This is a genomic window from Novosphingobium sp., from assembly GCF_036733805.1.
Lineage (GTDB): Bacteria > Pseudomonadota > Alphaproteobacteria > Sphingomonadales > Sphingomonadaceae > Novosphingobium.
The window spans coordinates 1-14,571 of the sequence record NZ_DAIMZT010000065.1; the positions used below are offsets into that span (position 1 = coordinate 1).

At 61.0% G+C, this 14,571-nt stretch carries 14 protein-coding genes; 9 read left to right on the forward strand and 5 right to left on the reverse strand.

The features are described 5' to 3' along the window. The 9 genes from V7D69_RS13330 to V7D69_RS13370 form a co-directional block, all read left to right on the forward strand. The coding region (locus V7D69_RS13330) for an uL15m family ribosomal protein (RefSeq protein ID WP_333606042.1) at positions 1–323 on the forward strand (323 nt) is incomplete at its 5' end. A 195-nt stretch (positions 324–518) separates the two neighbouring features. Next, positions 519–1,886, forward strand: coding sequence for a preprotein translocase subunit SecY (secY, locus tag V7D69_RS13335; RefSeq protein WP_333606043.1), 1,368 nt, complete (start codon positions 519–521; stop codon positions 1,884–1,886). 44 nt (positions 1,887–1,930) lie between these two features. Beyond that, on the forward strand, positions 1,931–2,578 hold the full coding sequence (locus V7D69_RS13340) for an adenylate kinase (protein ID WP_333606044.1): 648 nt from the start codon (positions 1,931–1,933) through the stop codon (positions 2,576–2,578). Positions 2,579–2,946: 368 nt separating this feature from the next. Continuing rightward, positions 2,947–3,315 (forward strand): 30S ribosomal protein S13, encoded by a 369-nt coding sequence (rpsM, locus tag V7D69_RS13345; RefSeq protein ID WP_324064382.1) that lies wholly within the window; start codon positions 2,947–2,949, stop codon positions 3,313–3,315. Between the two features lie 54 nt (positions 3,316–3,369). Continuing rightward, on the forward strand, positions 3,370–3,759 hold the full coding sequence (gene rpsK, locus V7D69_RS13350; protein WP_007011846.1) for a 30S ribosomal protein S11: 390 nt from the start codon (positions 3,370–3,372) through the stop codon (positions 3,757–3,759). A gap of 107 nt (positions 3,760–3,866) precedes the next feature. Continuing rightward, entirely contained in the window at positions 3,867–4,928 is a 1,062-nt protein-coding gene (locus V7D69_RS13355; RefSeq protein ID WP_333606045.1) for a DNA-directed RNA polymerase subunit alpha, read from the forward strand. 124 nt (positions 4,929–5,052) lie between these two features. Then, a complete protein-coding gene (gene rplQ / locus V7D69_RS13360) occupies positions 5,053–5,475 on the forward strand; it encodes a 50S ribosomal protein L17 (protein ID WP_333606046.1) in 423 nt (140 codons plus the stop codon). A gap of 76 nt (positions 5,476–5,551) precedes the next feature. After that, positions 5,552–7,729 carry a prolyl oligopeptidase family serine peptidase gene (locus V7D69_RS13365; RefSeq protein WP_324064379.1) on the forward strand — a complete coding sequence of 726 codons (2,178 nt, stop codon included), beginning with the start codon at positions 5,552–5,554 and terminating at the stop codon, positions 7,727–7,729. 123 nt (positions 7,730–7,852) lie between these two features. Beyond that, entirely contained in the window at positions 7,853–8,200 is a 348-nt protein-coding gene (locus V7D69_RS13370) for a hypothetical protein (protein ID WP_324064378.1), read from the forward strand. 84 nt (positions 8,201–8,284) lie between these two features. On the opposite strand, the gene V7D69_RS13375 is transcribed toward V7D69_RS13370, so the two are convergent. The 5 genes from V7D69_RS13375 to V7D69_RS13395 form a co-directional block, all read right to left on the reverse strand. Further along, a complete protein-coding gene (locus tag V7D69_RS13375) occupies positions 8,285–8,905 on the reverse strand; it encodes a trimeric intracellular cation channel family protein (RefSeq protein ID WP_333606047.1) in 621 nt (206 codons plus the stop codon). Positions 8,906–8,918: 13 nt separating this feature from the next. Continuing rightward, positions 8,919–10,739, reverse strand: a complete 1,821-nt coding sequence (locus V7D69_RS13380) for an ABCB family ABC transporter ATP-binding protein/permease (protein ID WP_324064376.1) — start codon at positions 10,737–10,739, stop codon at positions 8,919–8,921. A 35-nt stretch (positions 10,740–10,774) separates the two neighbouring features. After that, positions 10,775–11,674, reverse strand: coding sequence for a retroviral-like aspartic protease family protein (locus V7D69_RS13385; protein ID WP_333606048.1), 900 nt, complete (start codon positions 11,672–11,674; stop codon positions 10,775–10,777). Between the two features lie 80 nt (positions 11,675–11,754). Beyond that, entirely contained in the window at positions 11,755–13,290 is a 1,536-nt protein-coding gene (locus V7D69_RS13390) for an oligosaccharide flippase family protein (RefSeq protein ID WP_333606049.1), read from the reverse strand. Continuing rightward, on the reverse strand, positions 13,287–14,291 hold the full coding sequence (locus V7D69_RS13395) for a glycosyltransferase (protein WP_333606050.1): 1,005 nt from the start codon (positions 14,289–14,291) through the stop codon (positions 13,287–13,289). Before V7D69_RS13395 ends, V7D69_RS13390 begins: the two co-directional genes overlap by 4 nt. Between the last annotated feature and the right edge of the window lie 280 nt (positions 14,292–14,571).

Genomic DNA, 14,571 nt, shown 5'->3' on the forward strand with positions numbered 1-14,571 from the left:
AGATGCCGCTGCACATGCGCCTGCCGAAGCGGGGCTTCAACAACAAGAAGTTCGCCAAGGACTACGCTGAGGTGAATCTGGGTCTCGTTCAGAAGGCGATTGAGGCCGGCAAGCTCGACATCTCGGGTACTGTCGATCACGCCGCGCTGAAGGCGGCCGGCCTTGCTCGTGGCGGCAAGGACGGTGTGCGTCTGCTCGGCAAGGGTGCCCTGACCGCCAAAGTTTCGTTCTCGGTCGCTGGCGCCTCGAAGGGTGCTGTTGCAGCGGTCGAGAAGGCCGGCGGCTCGGTCGTGCTTCCAGTCGTGGAAGCCGCCGAAGCCTGAGGTCTGCCGCAAGGCAAACAACCATGCGGGAGGGCGGGCGCGCTGCGCTTCGCCCTCCTTGCATTTTCGGCATGCTCGGGTCTTTCAGACAATTCACGAATGTCTATATGGCCTGTTCAGTTTCCTGGGTTCGACAAGGCAGACGTCTGTCGCTAAGGCGAATCCGAAAAGACTATTCGAGGCAATCCGCACGTCATGGCTTCACGCGCCGACAATATCGCCAGCTCGCTGAGCCTGGCCAATTTCTCGAAGGCTACCGAGCTCAAGAACCGCATCTGGTTCACGGTCGGCGCACTGATCGTGTTCCGCTTTTTGAGCTTCGTGCCGCTGCCCGGCGTCAATCCGCTGATCCTCGAATCGCTCTACAGCAAAACTCAGGGCGGCATTCTCGATCTGTTCAACACCTTCTCGGGCGGATCGCTGTCACGCATGAGCCTGATCGCCCTGGGCGTGATGCCTTACATCACGGCCTCGATCGTGGTGCAGCTTGCCGCCTCACTTCATCCGGCGCTGATGGCGCTGAAGAAAGAGGGCGAGGCCGGCCGTAAGAAGCTTAACCAGTACACGCGTTACGGCACTGTCGGCCTCTGCGCGCTGCAGGGCTGGTTTCTCGCCGTGAGCCTAGAGGCTTACGGTGCGTCGAGCGGGCTGCAGGCAGTGGTCGATCCAGGCATCATGTTCCGCGTTGGCGCGGTTGTCTCGCTGGTGGGCGGCACCATGTTCCTGCTGTGGCTGGGTGAGCAGATTACCTCGCGCGGCATCGGCAACGGCGTTTCGCTCATCATCATGGCCGGCATTGTTGCCCAGATGCCGAAATTCGCCAGCAATCTGGGTCAGGCTTATAGCGCGGGGGATACGGGTTCGATCCTGATCGTCAGCCTGATCGCCCTCATCATCGGCATGATCCTGCTGATCTGCTTCATGGAGCGTGCGCAGCGGCGATTGCTGATTCAATATCCGAAGCGCGCGACGCAGCGCGGCATGATGCAGGCGGATCGCAGCCATCTGCCGCTGAAGCTCAACACCGCAGGCGTGATCCCGCCGATCTTTGCCAGCTCGCTCTTGCTGCTGCCGCTCACCATTACGCAGTTTGCAGGCAATTCGCTGAATCCCGAATCGACGATGGGTAAGATCGTCGTCACGCTCAATCAGCATCTCGGGCACGGGAAGCCGCTATACATGCTCCTTTATGCGGCCGGCATCATCTTCTTCAGCTTCTTTTACACCGCCGTCGTTTTCAATCCGGAGGAGACGGCGGAGAACCTGAAGAAGAACGGAGGCTTCATTCCCGGCATCCGTCCGGGTGCGCGCACGGCTGAATACCTCGACTATGTGCTTACGCGCGTAACGGTGATCGGCGCGGTCTATCTCACCATCGTCTGCACCGTGCCGGAATATTTCCTCTCCATGACGGGCTTGCCGCTGCTGTTCATGGGTGGCACCAGTCTGCTGATCGTCGTCAACGTCACCGTTGATACGATCACGCAGATCCAGTCGCACCTGCTGGCGCACCAGTATGGGGATCTCATCAAGAAGGCGAAGCTGAAAGGCCGCCTGCGCTGACCTGACGAGCCAGCAAGACAAGTAAGAAATTTGAGGGGTAACTCGTGAACATAATTCTGCTGGGGCCGCCGGGGGCGGGCAAAGGAACCCAAGCCCAGCGTCTGGTCGAGAAACACGGCATGCGCCAGCTTTCGACAGGCGACATGCTGCGGGCCGCAGTCAAGGCGGAGACGGCGATCGGCCTTGAAGCCAAGGCGGTGATGGAACGGGGGGAGCTGGTTTCAGACGCCATCGTCTCAGCGTTGATCGGCGAGGAATTGGACGCAATGGGCCCGGATACCGGCGCTATCTTCGACGGCTATCCCCGCACGGCGGCCCAGGCGGAGGCACTTGACGAGATTCTTGCAGCGCGCGGCCGCAAGCTCGACCATGTGATCGAGCTGGAAGTGGATGAGGATGCGCTGGTTGAGCGGATCACAGGTCGCTTCACCTGCGCCGCCTGCGGCAAGGGCTATCACGACAAGTTCGAACAACCCAAGATTCCTGGCACTTGTGACAAGTGCGGCGGCACCGAGTTCAAGCGCCGCCCTGATGACAACGCCGAAACCGTGCGTACCCGCCTGGCCGAATACCGCGCCAAGACCGCGCCGATCCTGCCGATCTATGACGCGCGCGGAATTGTCAGCAAGATTGACGGGATGGCTGACATGGACGAGGTGACGGGCGCGATCGAGGCCATTCTGAATTCGTGACAAGGGGCTCGCTGGTCAGGCAGTGCGTGCATCGCGAAGGCATGCCAGATCGAACGTCGACCCTTTGGCGCAACGCCTGGTCTTTGACGGCGGCCCTATCTTGCGTTAAACAACAAGGATCGGCGCCCCCGCTCACCATTCCATTTGGGGTTGGTGGGTGGTGTTTCTATTGAGCGAGCGTTGACACTGCTCGCGAATCATTCTAAGCGCGCCCTTCACTCGAAAGCTGCGGCAAGTCCGGAAGGCTCGGGCGTTGCGTGCCTATGGCGCGGCCTGTGATGCCAACCGGCGCCTTGCCATTCATGTGGCGTGGGTGTCAAAGCGTTGAGATAGGGGCCGCGGCGTCCCTGTGGAGCATGGAGATTTAAGTGGCTCGTATTGCCGGGGTAAACATCCCCACCAACAAGCGCGTGATTGTCGCGCTTACCTATATCCACGGTATCGGTCGCACCAAGGCCATCGAAATCGCCGACAAGCTCGGTATCGATCACGGTCGTCGCGTGCAGGACCTGTCGGACGCGGAAGTCCTTCAGATCCGTGAAACGATTGACGCGGAGCACACCGTCGAAGGCGATCTTCGTCGCGAAACGGCGATGAACATCAAGCGCTTGATGGATCTTGCCTGCTATCGCGGCCTGCGCCATCGCAAGGGCCTTCCGGTTCGCGGCCAGCGCACGCACACCAATGCGCGCACCCGCAAGGGCAAGGCCAAGCCGATCGCCGGCAAGAAGAAGTAAGCCGCCGAACCGGTTTTCGGTTTCTGCAGCGATTTATCGACAGGATATACGGACATGGCACGCGAACCTCAGCGCATAAAGCGCCGCGAGCGTAAGAACATCACCAGCGGCATCGCCCATGTGAATGCCAGCTTCAACAATACAATGGTGACCATCACCGACGCCCAGGGCAACGCGATCTCGTGGTCCTCCGCCGGCATGATGGGCTTCAAGGGCAGCCGCAAGTCGACGCCTTATGCCGCTCAGGTCGCCGCTGACGACGCGGGCAAGAAGGCCGCGGAGCATGGCGTGCGCACCTTGGAGGTCGAGGTCAAGGGGCCGGGCTCGGGTCGCGAGAGCGCCCTGCGCGCCTTGCAGGCCGTAGGCTTCACCATTACCTCGATCCGCGACGTGACGCCGATCCCGCACAACGGCGTGCGCCCTTCGAAGCGTCGCCGCGTCTGATCGAGTTTACCGGGCGGCGAACCGGTCGCCGTTCGGCTTTCGGATCGTCCTAGGCCATTCCACCCGGCCTGCGGGCGTAACCGCCATCGAAATCCCAGGGGAAGTCCATGACTGTCAACATCAAGAACTGGCAGGAACTCAAGAAGCCGAACAGCCTTGAGGTCAAGCCGGGACCAGACCCCAAGCTGAAGGTGACTTTCGTCGCCGAACCTCTCGAGCGCGGCTTTGGCTTGACGCTCGGTAACGCGTTGCGCCGTGTTCTGCTTTCTTCGCTTCAGGGCGCGGCTATCACCTCGATCAAGATCGAGAACGTGCTGCATGAATTTTCTTCGCTGGCGGGCGTGCGGGAGGATGTCACTGACATCGTGCTCAACGTCAAGCAGATCGCGCTGAAGATGCAGGGTGAGGGGCCGAAGCGCCTCCAGCTTTCCGCTACAGGCCCGGCCGAAGTGAAGGCCGGCGACATCGCAGTGTCCGGCGATATTGAGGTCATGAACAAAGACCTCGTGATCTGCCACCTCGACGAAGGGGCGACGCTGAACATGGAGCTGACCGCTGACAGCGGCAAGGGCTATGTTCCGGCGGTGTCGAACCGCCCGATCGACGCGCCCATCGGCTTGATCCCGGTTGACTCGCTTTACTCGCCGGTGCGCCAAGTGAGCTACAAGGTCGAGAATGCCCGCATCGGCCAGGAGCTGGACTTCGACAAGCTCAGTCTCACCGTCGAGACTGACGGCACGGTGACCCCGGAAGACGCCGTGGCTTACGCCGCGCGCATCCTTCAGGATCAGCTGGCGCTGTTCGTACACTTCGAGGATATCGCGCCTGTCGGCACCTCGCCGATGATCGGCATGGCGGCCGGCGCCGTTCCCGAAGAGAGCGATGCCAACCAGCTTAATCGTTACCTTCTCAAGAAGGTGGACGAGCTGGAGCTGTCGGTTCGTTCGGCCAACTGCCTCAAGAACGACAACATCATCTATATCGGCGACCTCGTGCAGAAGACCGAGGCCGAGATGCTCCGCACGCCGAACTTCGGCCGCAAGTCGCTCAACGAGATCAAGGAAGTCCTTTCCTCGATGGGTCTGCGCCTCGGCATGGACATCCCTGGCTGGCCGCCGGAAAACATCGAGGAAATGGCCAAGAAGCTCGAACAGGAGCTGCTCGGCTGATTAATCGAGCCATTTCGAGCCATTTCGGGCAAGTCCGGGATGGCGTCAGGGAAAGGCGGCCCCCTCAAGAGCCGCCTGGAACGGGCTACCTGATACGGGCCCCTTACGAACGGAGTGAAAGAAAATGCGTCACAAGTACGGTCAGCGCAAGCTGCAGCGCACCTCCGGCCATCGCGCCGCCCTGCTGCGCAATATGGCCGCTGCGCTTATCAAGCATGAACAGATTCAGACCACCACGGCCAAGGCCAAGGAACTGCGTCCCTACGTCGAGAAGCTGATTACGCTGGCGAAGCACGGCGGCCTTTCGAACCGTCGACTTGCTCATGCTCGGCTGATGGATGAAGCGCAGGAAAAGAAGCTGTTCGAGGTTCTTGCCGATCGTTACGCGGGCCGTAATGGCGGTTATACCCGCATCATAAAGGCAGGCATCCGCGCGTCGGACGCAGCGCCCATCGCGATCATCGAACTGGTGGATCGCGATGTGGAGGCGAAGGGCCAGGATTCGGGCCCGGTGAGTGCCGAGACGGAAGAATACGCCGAAGCCTGAGCTTCATCCGCGAGGATGACGAAAAGCGGTCGCGAGTGCTAGGCTCGCGGCCGCTTTTGCTTTTCGGGAGAGGGACATGTGCAGGCTGTGGGCGCTGATCGGGGGCTTGTCGCTGGCACTGGCAGCGCCCATCTGGGCCGAACCGATGGCCAAGATCACATACCCTGAAACGCGCCGCGACAATGTCGTCGAAGACCATTTCGGCGAAAAGATCGCTGATCCCTATCGTTGGCTTGAGGCTGACGTGCGCCATGCGCCGGAGGTCGCCGACTGGGTCACGCAGGAAAATGCGTTGACCGAAAGCTACTTTTCCGGGCTGCTGCAGCGGGCCCATTTTGCCGATCGCATCCGCGCCTTCATGGATTACGAACGTTTCGGCTTGCCGGTGAAAGCCGGAGGGAACTACTTTTACACGCGCAACACCGGCCTGCAGAACCAGGCGCAGCTTTTCGTTCGTACCGGCTTGGCGGGAGAGCCTCGACTGCTGCTCGATCCCAATGGTTGGGCAAAGGACGGCGCGACCGCGCTTGACGCATGGGAGCCTTCGGAAAAGGGGCGCCATCTGCTTTACAGTGTGCAGGACGGGGGCAGTGACTGGCGGATCCTGCACGTGATGAACGTGAAGACCGGCCGAACGCTTCCTGACGAGATTCGCTGGGCCAAGTTTACCGGACTTGCCTGGATAGGCGAGAGCGGCTTTCTCTACTCGCGATTCCCCGCTCCGGAAAAGGACGGCGCCTTCCAGTCGCTCAATTACAATCAATCGGTCTATTACCATCATCTCGGCACGCCGCAGTCGGACGACCAACTTGTTTATGCGACGCCCGACCATCCCGATTACGGTCACACCGCAGAAGTGACTCAGGACGGCCGCCTTGCGGTCGTCACCAGTCATGTCGGCACGGATGCGCGTTACGAAGTGCATGTGATAGATCTTGCTCATCGCAAGCGGGACGGATGGAAAACACGGGCTTTGGTGACCGGCTTTGCCGATGATTGGAAACTCGTGGAGGGGGCTGGCCGCCACCTGTGGTTTGTGACCAATAATGGCGCGCCGCGCTATCGCCTTGTTTCGATCGATCTCGATGCGCCTGGACCTGAATGGGTCGAAGTGGTGCCGGAGCGGGCCGACATTCTTGAGCGGGCGGGCATCGTCGGCGATCAGCTCGTGCTCAATTACATGCGGGATGCCGCCAGCCATGCCGAGATCGTCGGTCTCGACGGCAAGACCAACCGTACATTGACCTTGAACGGCATCGGCACGGCGTCGGGCTTTCGTGGCAAGCCCGGCGACCCCGAGACTTTCTATGCCTTTACCAGCTTCAATTGTCCGGCCGCGATCTATCGCCTGAACATGAAGTCGAACGAGACTGTCCCGTTCGCTCAGCCCAAGCTCTGCTACGATCCGGGTGCCTATCTCGTTGAGCAGCGGTTCTATAGTTCCAAAGATGGGACCCGCGTGCCGATGTTCATCGTGCGCAGCAAAGCGGTTGCCAAGGCGGGCAAGCCTGTCCCGACCCTGCTTTATGGCTATGGCGGCTTCGATGTCTCACTGACGCCGGGCTTTTCCGCGATCCGGATGGCCTGGCTGGAGGCTGGCGGCGCCTTTGCCCTGGCGAATCTGCGGGGTGGCGGCGAGTATGGGCGGGAGTGGCATGACGCCGGCCGCCGCGCCAACAAGCAAAACGTGTTCGACGACTTTATCGCCGCCAGTGAATACTTGATCGATCAGGGCATCACGAAAAAGGACGGCCTTGCCATTCAGGGCGGCTCTAACGGCGGCCTCCTGGTCGGCGCTGTCGTAAATCAGCGGCCCGACCTTTTTGCAGCCGCCGTCGCGCAGGTCGGGGTTATGGACATGCTGCGCTTCGACCGTTTCACCGCGGGCCGATATTGGGTTGACGATTACGGGTATCCGGACCGCGAGGCGGATTTCAAGATCCTGCGGACTTACTCGCCGTATCACAACATTCGTGACGGAACGGACTATCCGGCGATTCTCGTGACCACCGCCGATACAGACGATCGCGTGGTTCCCGGCCATTCGTTCAAATACGCTGCGGCGTTGCAGGCGGCTCATCTTGGCGACAAGCCGCACCTGATTCGCATCGAAACGCGCGCCGGTCACGGTTCGGGCAAGCCGACTGACAAGGCTATCGAGGAAGGCGCGGACATTCTCGCATTCCTGGCGCAGTGGACCGGGCTCCAAGCCCCGGATGCCGGAGAGAATAGTTCACAAGAACAGATAAAATGATGAATATTGGCTGCAAGTCCAATTCAGCGCGATCTCAGTTTGCACTTGCTAATCGAGCCTCATGGTCCGGCAATTCCGGAAGCATCAGGATGATGAGCGATGCGGACACTAACCAGGATTTTAATGGGAGCGCTTGCCGCCGGCACCGTGGCGGCATCGGCCGTGCCGGCTGTGGCAGGGCCATACGATTATGGGCGTTTCGCTCAGCGGGACCCCGTGAATGAATGTGCCGCTGCGGCGACGCGTACTGCACAGCGCTACAGCCGTGAGGGCCGCGCCAGGGTGACGGACATCCGCGCCGTCGATCGCAAGAGCTATGGCTACAAGGTCGAAGGGCGGGTGGCCGTTGACAGGCGCGACTGGCGCTATGGCTGGGATGGGCGCGACCGCGATTCCGGCCGCTTCGTATGCAAGGTCGGGTATGACGGCCGGATATTCGATCTTAATTTCTCCGGCATTCGCGGCCTTTGATTGGCCGTTCGTGAGTTGGACGGGGGGTGGGCGGTTCACGTCGAGTGGCGTGAACCGCCTATTCCTCAATCGCGCTCAAGCTGACTAACGTTCACCTCGGTGCGTGGGTAGGCCGAGGGACCAGTAAATGGCGATGCCCCGAAGGGCAAAACCACCGGCGACGGCGACGGACCACGTCAGTGTCCACGGAAGGCCAGCAGCCAATCCTCCTGCCGCGAGAACCGCCGCAAGCGCGCCGGCAGTTACATAGAGTTCAGGTCGCATCAGGATCGAGGGCTGGCCGGCCAGCACGTCGCGGATGATGCCGCCGACGCATCCGGTTACCACGCCCATCAGCACGGCGGGAACGATCGGCACGCCCCAGGCCAGAGCTTTGATCGTGCCGACGACCGAATAGACAGCCAGGCCCAAGGCGTCCGCCCATTCCAGAACACGGCCTTGCCACCAGCGCGTCGGCGTGAACCATGCCAGCAACGCCACAATGAGGCAAACCGGCGTGACCAAGTGGTCATGCACCCAGAATACCGGCGCTCCGATCGGCAGATCGCGAAAGGTGCCACCACCGACGCCTGTTACCACCGCGAAGAACGCCACGGTCACGAACGTCTGCCGCAGGCGTGCGGCGACAAGCGCTCCGGTCAGCGCAAAGATAGCAATCCCGATCAGATCCAGCGCGGGGGGTAAAGCGGGGACAGCCGGGTGCAAGATCAGTGGCCCGTCATTCGGCAGCTTCGCTTATCGCATCCGCTTCCGCCGCCTGCCGCGCCCACATTTCCGCGTAAAGGCCGCCAAGGCGCAACAATGCCGCGTGAGTGCCGCTTTCCGCCAGTCGCCCATCGTTGAGGACGAGTATCCGATCGGCGTCAGCGATGGTTGAGAGCCGATGCGCGATGGAGATCGAAGTGCGGTGTTCGGCCACGCGGTGCAGCGTGGTGAGAATGTCCTGCTCGGTGCGGGTGTCGAGCGCGCTGGTCGCTTCGTCAAGCACGAGGATCGGCGGGTTCTTGACCAGCGTCCGCGCAATGGCGACACGCTGCTTTTCTCCGCCTGAAAGCTTGAGTCCACGTTCGCCCACCTCGGTGTTGAAGCCCTTGGGCAGGCGGTCGATCAGGCCCATCAGCGCCGCGCCTCGGGTTGCCGCTTCCACGTCCGCCTGAGTCGCATCATCCCGGCCGTAGGCGATGTTGTAGCCGATGGTGTCATTGAACAGGACGGAGTCCTGCGGCACGATGCCGATCGTCGCGCGCAAGGAGGTCTGCGTCACTTCGCTGATGTCCTGTCCGTCGATCAGGATGCGGCCGCTCTGCGGGTCGTAGAAACGGAACATAAGACGGGCGAGGGTGGACTTGCCTGCGCCTGACGGACCGACGATGGCGAAGTTCTGACCGGCCGGGACTTCGAAAGACAATCCTTTGAGGATGGTTCGGTCCTTTTCGTAACCGAACACCACGTTATCGAACACTACCGAGGGCTTGCGGATGACCAGGGCCGGTGCGCCCGGCTTGTCCGCAATTTCCACGTCCGCGTCGAGCAGGCGGAACATCTCGGCCATGTCGATCAACCCCTGCCTGATCGTACGATAGACCATGCCCAGCATGTCCAACGGCCGGAACAGTTGCGTAAGATACGTTTGCACGAATACCAGCTGACCGGCGGTATATTTGCCCTGATACCAGCCCCATACCGTCCAGGCGAGCGCGGCCGCCATCAACAGGTTCACCACCACGGCCTGCGCTATGTTCAGCAGGCCGAGACTATTCTCGCTCTTCACAGCGGCTTCTGCATAAGCGCGAGTGGCTTGCGCGTAGCGCGCTTCCTCGCGCGCTTCGGCGGAGAAGTATTTTACGGTTTCATAATTGAGCAACGAGTCGACGGCGCGGGCGAGGGCCTGCCCATCAAGCCGATTCATCTTCTCGCGAAGCTGAGTGCGCCATTCGGTGATGGTGCGGGTCACCCAGATATAGGCCACCACAGCAACCGCGGTCGCGGCGACAAGACCGGGCCCGAAGGTGAGATAGAAGATCACCGCCACTGCCGCAAGTTGCAGCACGGTAGGCGCGATGTTGAAGAGCATGAAGTAGAGCATCGTGTCGATGCTCTTGGTGCCGCGTTCGATAGTCTTGGTGACTTCACCCGTGCGCCGGGCGAGATGAAAACGCAGGCTCAGGCGATGAAGTTGAGCAAAGACGCTCTCCGCCAGGGCCCGTGTGGCATCCTGCCCGACACGTTCGAACACGATGTTGCGAAGGTTATCGAACGCGGCTTGCGCCAGGCGTCCGGCGGAATAGCCCAGCACCATCCACATCGCGAGACGAACCAGTTTCGGACCAGTCGCGCCGAGCGCGTCTACTGCCCACTTAAGCAGATAGGGCAGTGCAAGCTGCGTCGCTGTCGAGGCCAGGATGAGCAGGCAGGCGAATACGATCCGCCAACGCAGGGCCTTGTTGTCGGCCGGCCAGAGATAGGGAAGGAAGCGCAGCAGCGTGCGCCAGCCGTCATGGCGGGCGTTGGGGGCGTTGACGGCGGTGTCAGGTGGCATGGATGCTATTTAAGGGGCCGCACGGCGTGCGCAATCTATCGCGACAGGTCGAACAGGATTTTGCGCGAGGAAAAATCGATCGCGACTCGTTTGAATGCGCGCAATTCGCGCATTCCCAGGAACACCGCGGGTCGTTGGGCCAGTCCCAGCTCGCTGAACGCCGGAGCATCGGCATAAGCGATGACCACGTTTCCGATCTTCAGATCCTTGATATTGAGTTCGCGGGCGAAGCCGATATCGGCGGAAAGTTCATGGCCGGTCACGCTGGAAAGCACAGCCGTTGCTTGCGTATGTTCATGCATGGCGTGCCGCAGGGCAAGGTTGCCGACGGTCCCGCTGGCACCCGTATCGATCACGACATCAACGCGGACACCGTCGATCATGGCATTGGTCATGATGAGCCGGCCGGAACGTTTGCGGGCATGGACCACGATTTCGTATCCGGCGCTGCCGCCCAGCTCGCGAGCGTCGCCGATCGTGATCGTGTTGTGTTTGAAGTCCAGCAGCACGCGTTGGTCTTGCAAGCTGTCAGTCCCCAGAATGCCGTCCGCGCCAATATGTCGGTTTTCGAGCAGAGGCACGATCAGGTCATAGATTTCGCGACTGCCGAAGCCCAATGTGTCGACTTTCGCGGTGGCCACATTGCCTTCTCCGGCCATGCCTATCACGCGTACTTGAGGGCCGATTACCAGGCCCAGATTGCCGGCAAGCGCCGTCGAGACGACCGTGCGCTGCGATCCGGTATCGATGAGGAAGCGGAAGGGTCCTTTGCCTTGCAAGGCGACATTCACCGTCATCCGATCCTGCAAGTCGGCTTCGCCCTGCAGCGTTTCCATCGTGCCGGACGCTTGGGGCAGGGGGCCTGGCGCAGGGGTGGTGCCCAGAATTACCGGGTCTGCTATCAGGAGAGCCAGCGCTAGCGCGGTTCCAGACATGTCCTCCTCCCGCAGGCGTCAGTGGGCCATGTTATCGCGGTCTTGTCATTCTATCACGATGGCGGGATGGGCGCCATAATTCAGGCGGTTCGCAATCTCAGCCGCTGGCGCACCGGATTAACGACATGGAGCGCCATGGCCATCAGATCCGCACGCGCCGGGTGGCGAAACAGAAAAAGAGCGCCCAGCCAGGCAAGGCCAGAAGCACTGACGGTCAGAGCCAGATCGACAAAGCTCAACTTGGCCGAATCGCGCCAGAACATGACGGTGTAGATCGCCGGCAGAGCGGAAAGCAGTGCCACACCCAGGCTTGAGGCGTAGATCCGCAACATCATGGCCCAGCGGAAACCGATTAATCTTCTAAGCCAAAGTGCATAAAGACAAAACCATCCCAGGCCGTAAACAATGCGCGAGGCCGCCGCCGCCTCCACACCGATGCTTGCGCCGGCCATGAGCGTCGCCACCGAAAGCACGGTGTCGGCCAGATTGAAGTACAACAGTTGCCTCAGCCGACCGAGCAGAATGGGCAGGTCCATGTGGAGCGGCAACGCGACGAAACAGCATTCGGCCAGCGCGACGAAGGCGAGCAGCGGAGCCGCGCGTGCCCATCCCGGCCCATAAAGCATGAGGATGATCGGTTCGGAAAGCACGGCCAGGAGCGCCATAGCGGGCCAGACGATCGCTCCGTGAGCGGCGGCGACGCGTTGATAATAGGGGCCGAGTTCCTTGCCCTCGTCACGCAGCCGCGCAAATGTGGGGTAATAGATGGCGCTCACCGCACCGGCGACCAGATAATGCAGCTGAGAAGCCAGCGCTACGCCCCGGCTGAAGAGGCCGGCGGCCTTCATGCCCTGCATCCGCCCGACGATGAGGTCCGGCGTGCGCATGCCAATCCCCCCGGAAAGGTAGAGAAGCGCGCTGCCGGAACCAAAAGCGATGATTTCCTTGGCTCGACTCAGCCGAATCCTGAAGCTCGGTGGAGTCGGGCGCAGAAGCTGGCCCGCCACGGCACGGGTGGCGGCCTGCGCTATCATCGCCCAGGCCAGCGCCTCCGCGGAGAATCCCAGCGCCGCCAGAACCAGCGCGCAGGCGCTGTTGGCCACCGCGCCGGAAGCATTGACGAGAAAGGTTGCGCGGAAATCGAGACGGCGCGAAAGCAGGGCAACGGGAACGATGCTCCAGGGATTGAGCAGGTAGGACGCCGCGATCAGCGCAAGGATCGGGGATAGACGCGGCTCGGCGTAGAACAACGCTACCGGCTTGGCGACGATGAGAATCAGGGCTGCCAGCAGGAACGAAAATACGACCCCGATCATGGTGCAATGGCGGACCGTATCCTCATCTGCCGTCGAATGGCGGCCAAGATACCGCGCGAGTCCGAAATCCTGAACGACGGAGAGAATCATCGCCGCTGCAAGCGCCACCGAGAATAATCCAATCTCCTCGGGCCTCAGGAAAAAGCGCGATATGACAACCGACGTGACGAACTGCAGCGCGAATTGCGCATATTGGCTTGCGGCTGCCCATAATGCCGCCGACTTGATGCTGCCGCCGCCGCGGCTGTTCTCGAAAGCCGTGTCGGTGGCAGGAGGGGCGCCGGCCGTGCGTTTGCTCATACCGTCAACGTGGTCGTAAGCGTGGCGGCCAGGCGAAGGGCGCGCCTGGGCTCGCCAAACCGCAGCAGACGGGCGACAGTGCGCCACATGCCGTCACGTCTGCCGCCATCGCGCAGATGATTTACCAGCAGATCGAAGCCTTCATCGCGCATTGCGCTAGCCGAATAACGTAGTCCGAGCGCGACGCGTTCACGTACGTCGCGTGAAATTCCGGGGCTGCCGAACAAGGCGTCAAGCTCTTCAATCGGGGGGAGACGCTCAAGTTTTTCAGTGGGATCCGGCCGGCCGGCCTGTCGTTCGCGCCAGGCGATTCGCGCTACGGCTGTGCCTATCTGCTGTTCGGTGGCGTGGCGCGCGGACACCTGAGTTGGATAACGGCGATAGCGCAAGAGTGGTTCTGAAATGTTGCCCAGTTTGGTCACGTTCGCGAGGCGCAGCCAAAGATCGAAATCCTCGCAATGCCGGAAAGCCGCGTGATAACCGCCAATCGCACGCACGATGTCGCGCCTGAACATGGCGGCGGGGTGGCAGATCAACTGGTCACCATTCTCGATGGCCGCAAGCAGGTCTTCATGCGTAAGCGGATGATCGGCCATGCCATTGCGAATCAAGGGTTCGCCCTCTTCGCCGATGTCCTCGCTCCAACTGCCGACGACGCCATAGTCCGGATGCTTGGCCAGAAACGCGATCTGCTTGGAAAAACGATCCGGCCGGCAGATATCGTCAGCATCCATGCGGGCTACGATCGGAGCGGCAGCAAGAGCGATCATTTCGTTGAGACTGGCGATCAGCCCTCGATTTTCGCGCAGAATAGGACGAATCCGCGCATCTGCCTCCGCATGCCGACGGATGATCTGCGCTGAAGCATCAGTAGAACCGTCGTCAACGATAAGGAATTCGAAGTCTTCAAAATCCTGAGCCACGACGCTTTCGATGGCGAGCGCTAGATAGCGTTCGCCGTTGTAGACGCTCATGGCAACGCTGATGGCCGGAGTCGGCATCGATTGACGGATTCCTGATTCTTCAGGCCCTGAACGTGGCCCTTGTGCACAAGGCGGAGTTAGCCCCTGCGTGGTAAACAAAGCGTGATGTCGGTGCTGGCGAGATGTCTTGAAATTTGCGGTCCATATCCTGCCATCCAGGGTTGCAATGGCTTGATGCCCGCCAAATGCCAAAACTCAGCGAGGCGCCGAAAGGCGGTTGAGCGCCGATTTTCCGACCTTATGAACTTTTTTGAAAAATGTGTTTGACTGGTGTTGGGAGTGGGCTTAGAGGGCGCTT

Bases quoted from the DNA above. Each gene is read 5' to 3' on its own strand.
- secY (WP_333606043.1), top strand. From the start codon at position 519: ATGGCTTCACGCGCCGACAATATCGCCAGCTCGCTGAGCCTGGCCAAT.
- rpsK (WP_007011846.1), top strand. From the start codon at position 3,370: ATGGCACGCGAACCTCAGCGCATAAAGCGCCGCGAGCGTAAGAACATC.
- V7D69_RS13355 (WP_333606045.1), top strand. From the start codon at position 3,867: ATGACTGTCAACATCAAGAACTGGCAGGAACTCAAGAAGCCGAACAGC.
- rplQ (WP_333606046.1), top strand. From the start codon at position 5,053: ATGCGTCACAAGTACGGTCAGCGCAAGCTGCAGCGCACCTCCGGCCAT.
- V7D69_RS13365 (WP_324064379.1), top strand. From the start codon at position 5,552: ATGTGCAGGCTGTGGGCGCTGATCGGGGGCTTGTCGCTGGCACTGGCA.
- V7D69_RS13370 (WP_324064378.1), top strand. From the start codon at position 7,853: ATGGGAGCGCTTGCCGCCGGCACCGTGGCGGCATCGGCCGTGCCGGCT.
- V7D69_RS13380 (WP_324064376.1), bottom strand. From the start codon at position 10,739: ATGCCACCTGACACCGCCGTCAACGCCCCCAACGCCCGCCATGACGGC.
- V7D69_RS13385 (WP_333606048.1), bottom strand. From the start codon at position 11,674: ATGTCTGGAACCGCGCTAGCGCTGGCTCTCCTGATAGCAGACCCGGTA.
- V7D69_RS13390 (WP_333606049.1), bottom strand. From the start codon at position 13,290: ATGAGCAAACGCACGGCCGGCGCCCCTCCTGCCACCGACACGGCTTTC.
- V7D69_RS13395 (WP_333606050.1), bottom strand. From the start codon at position 14,291: ATGCCGACTCCGGCCATCAGCGTTGCCATGAGCGTCTACAACGGCGAA.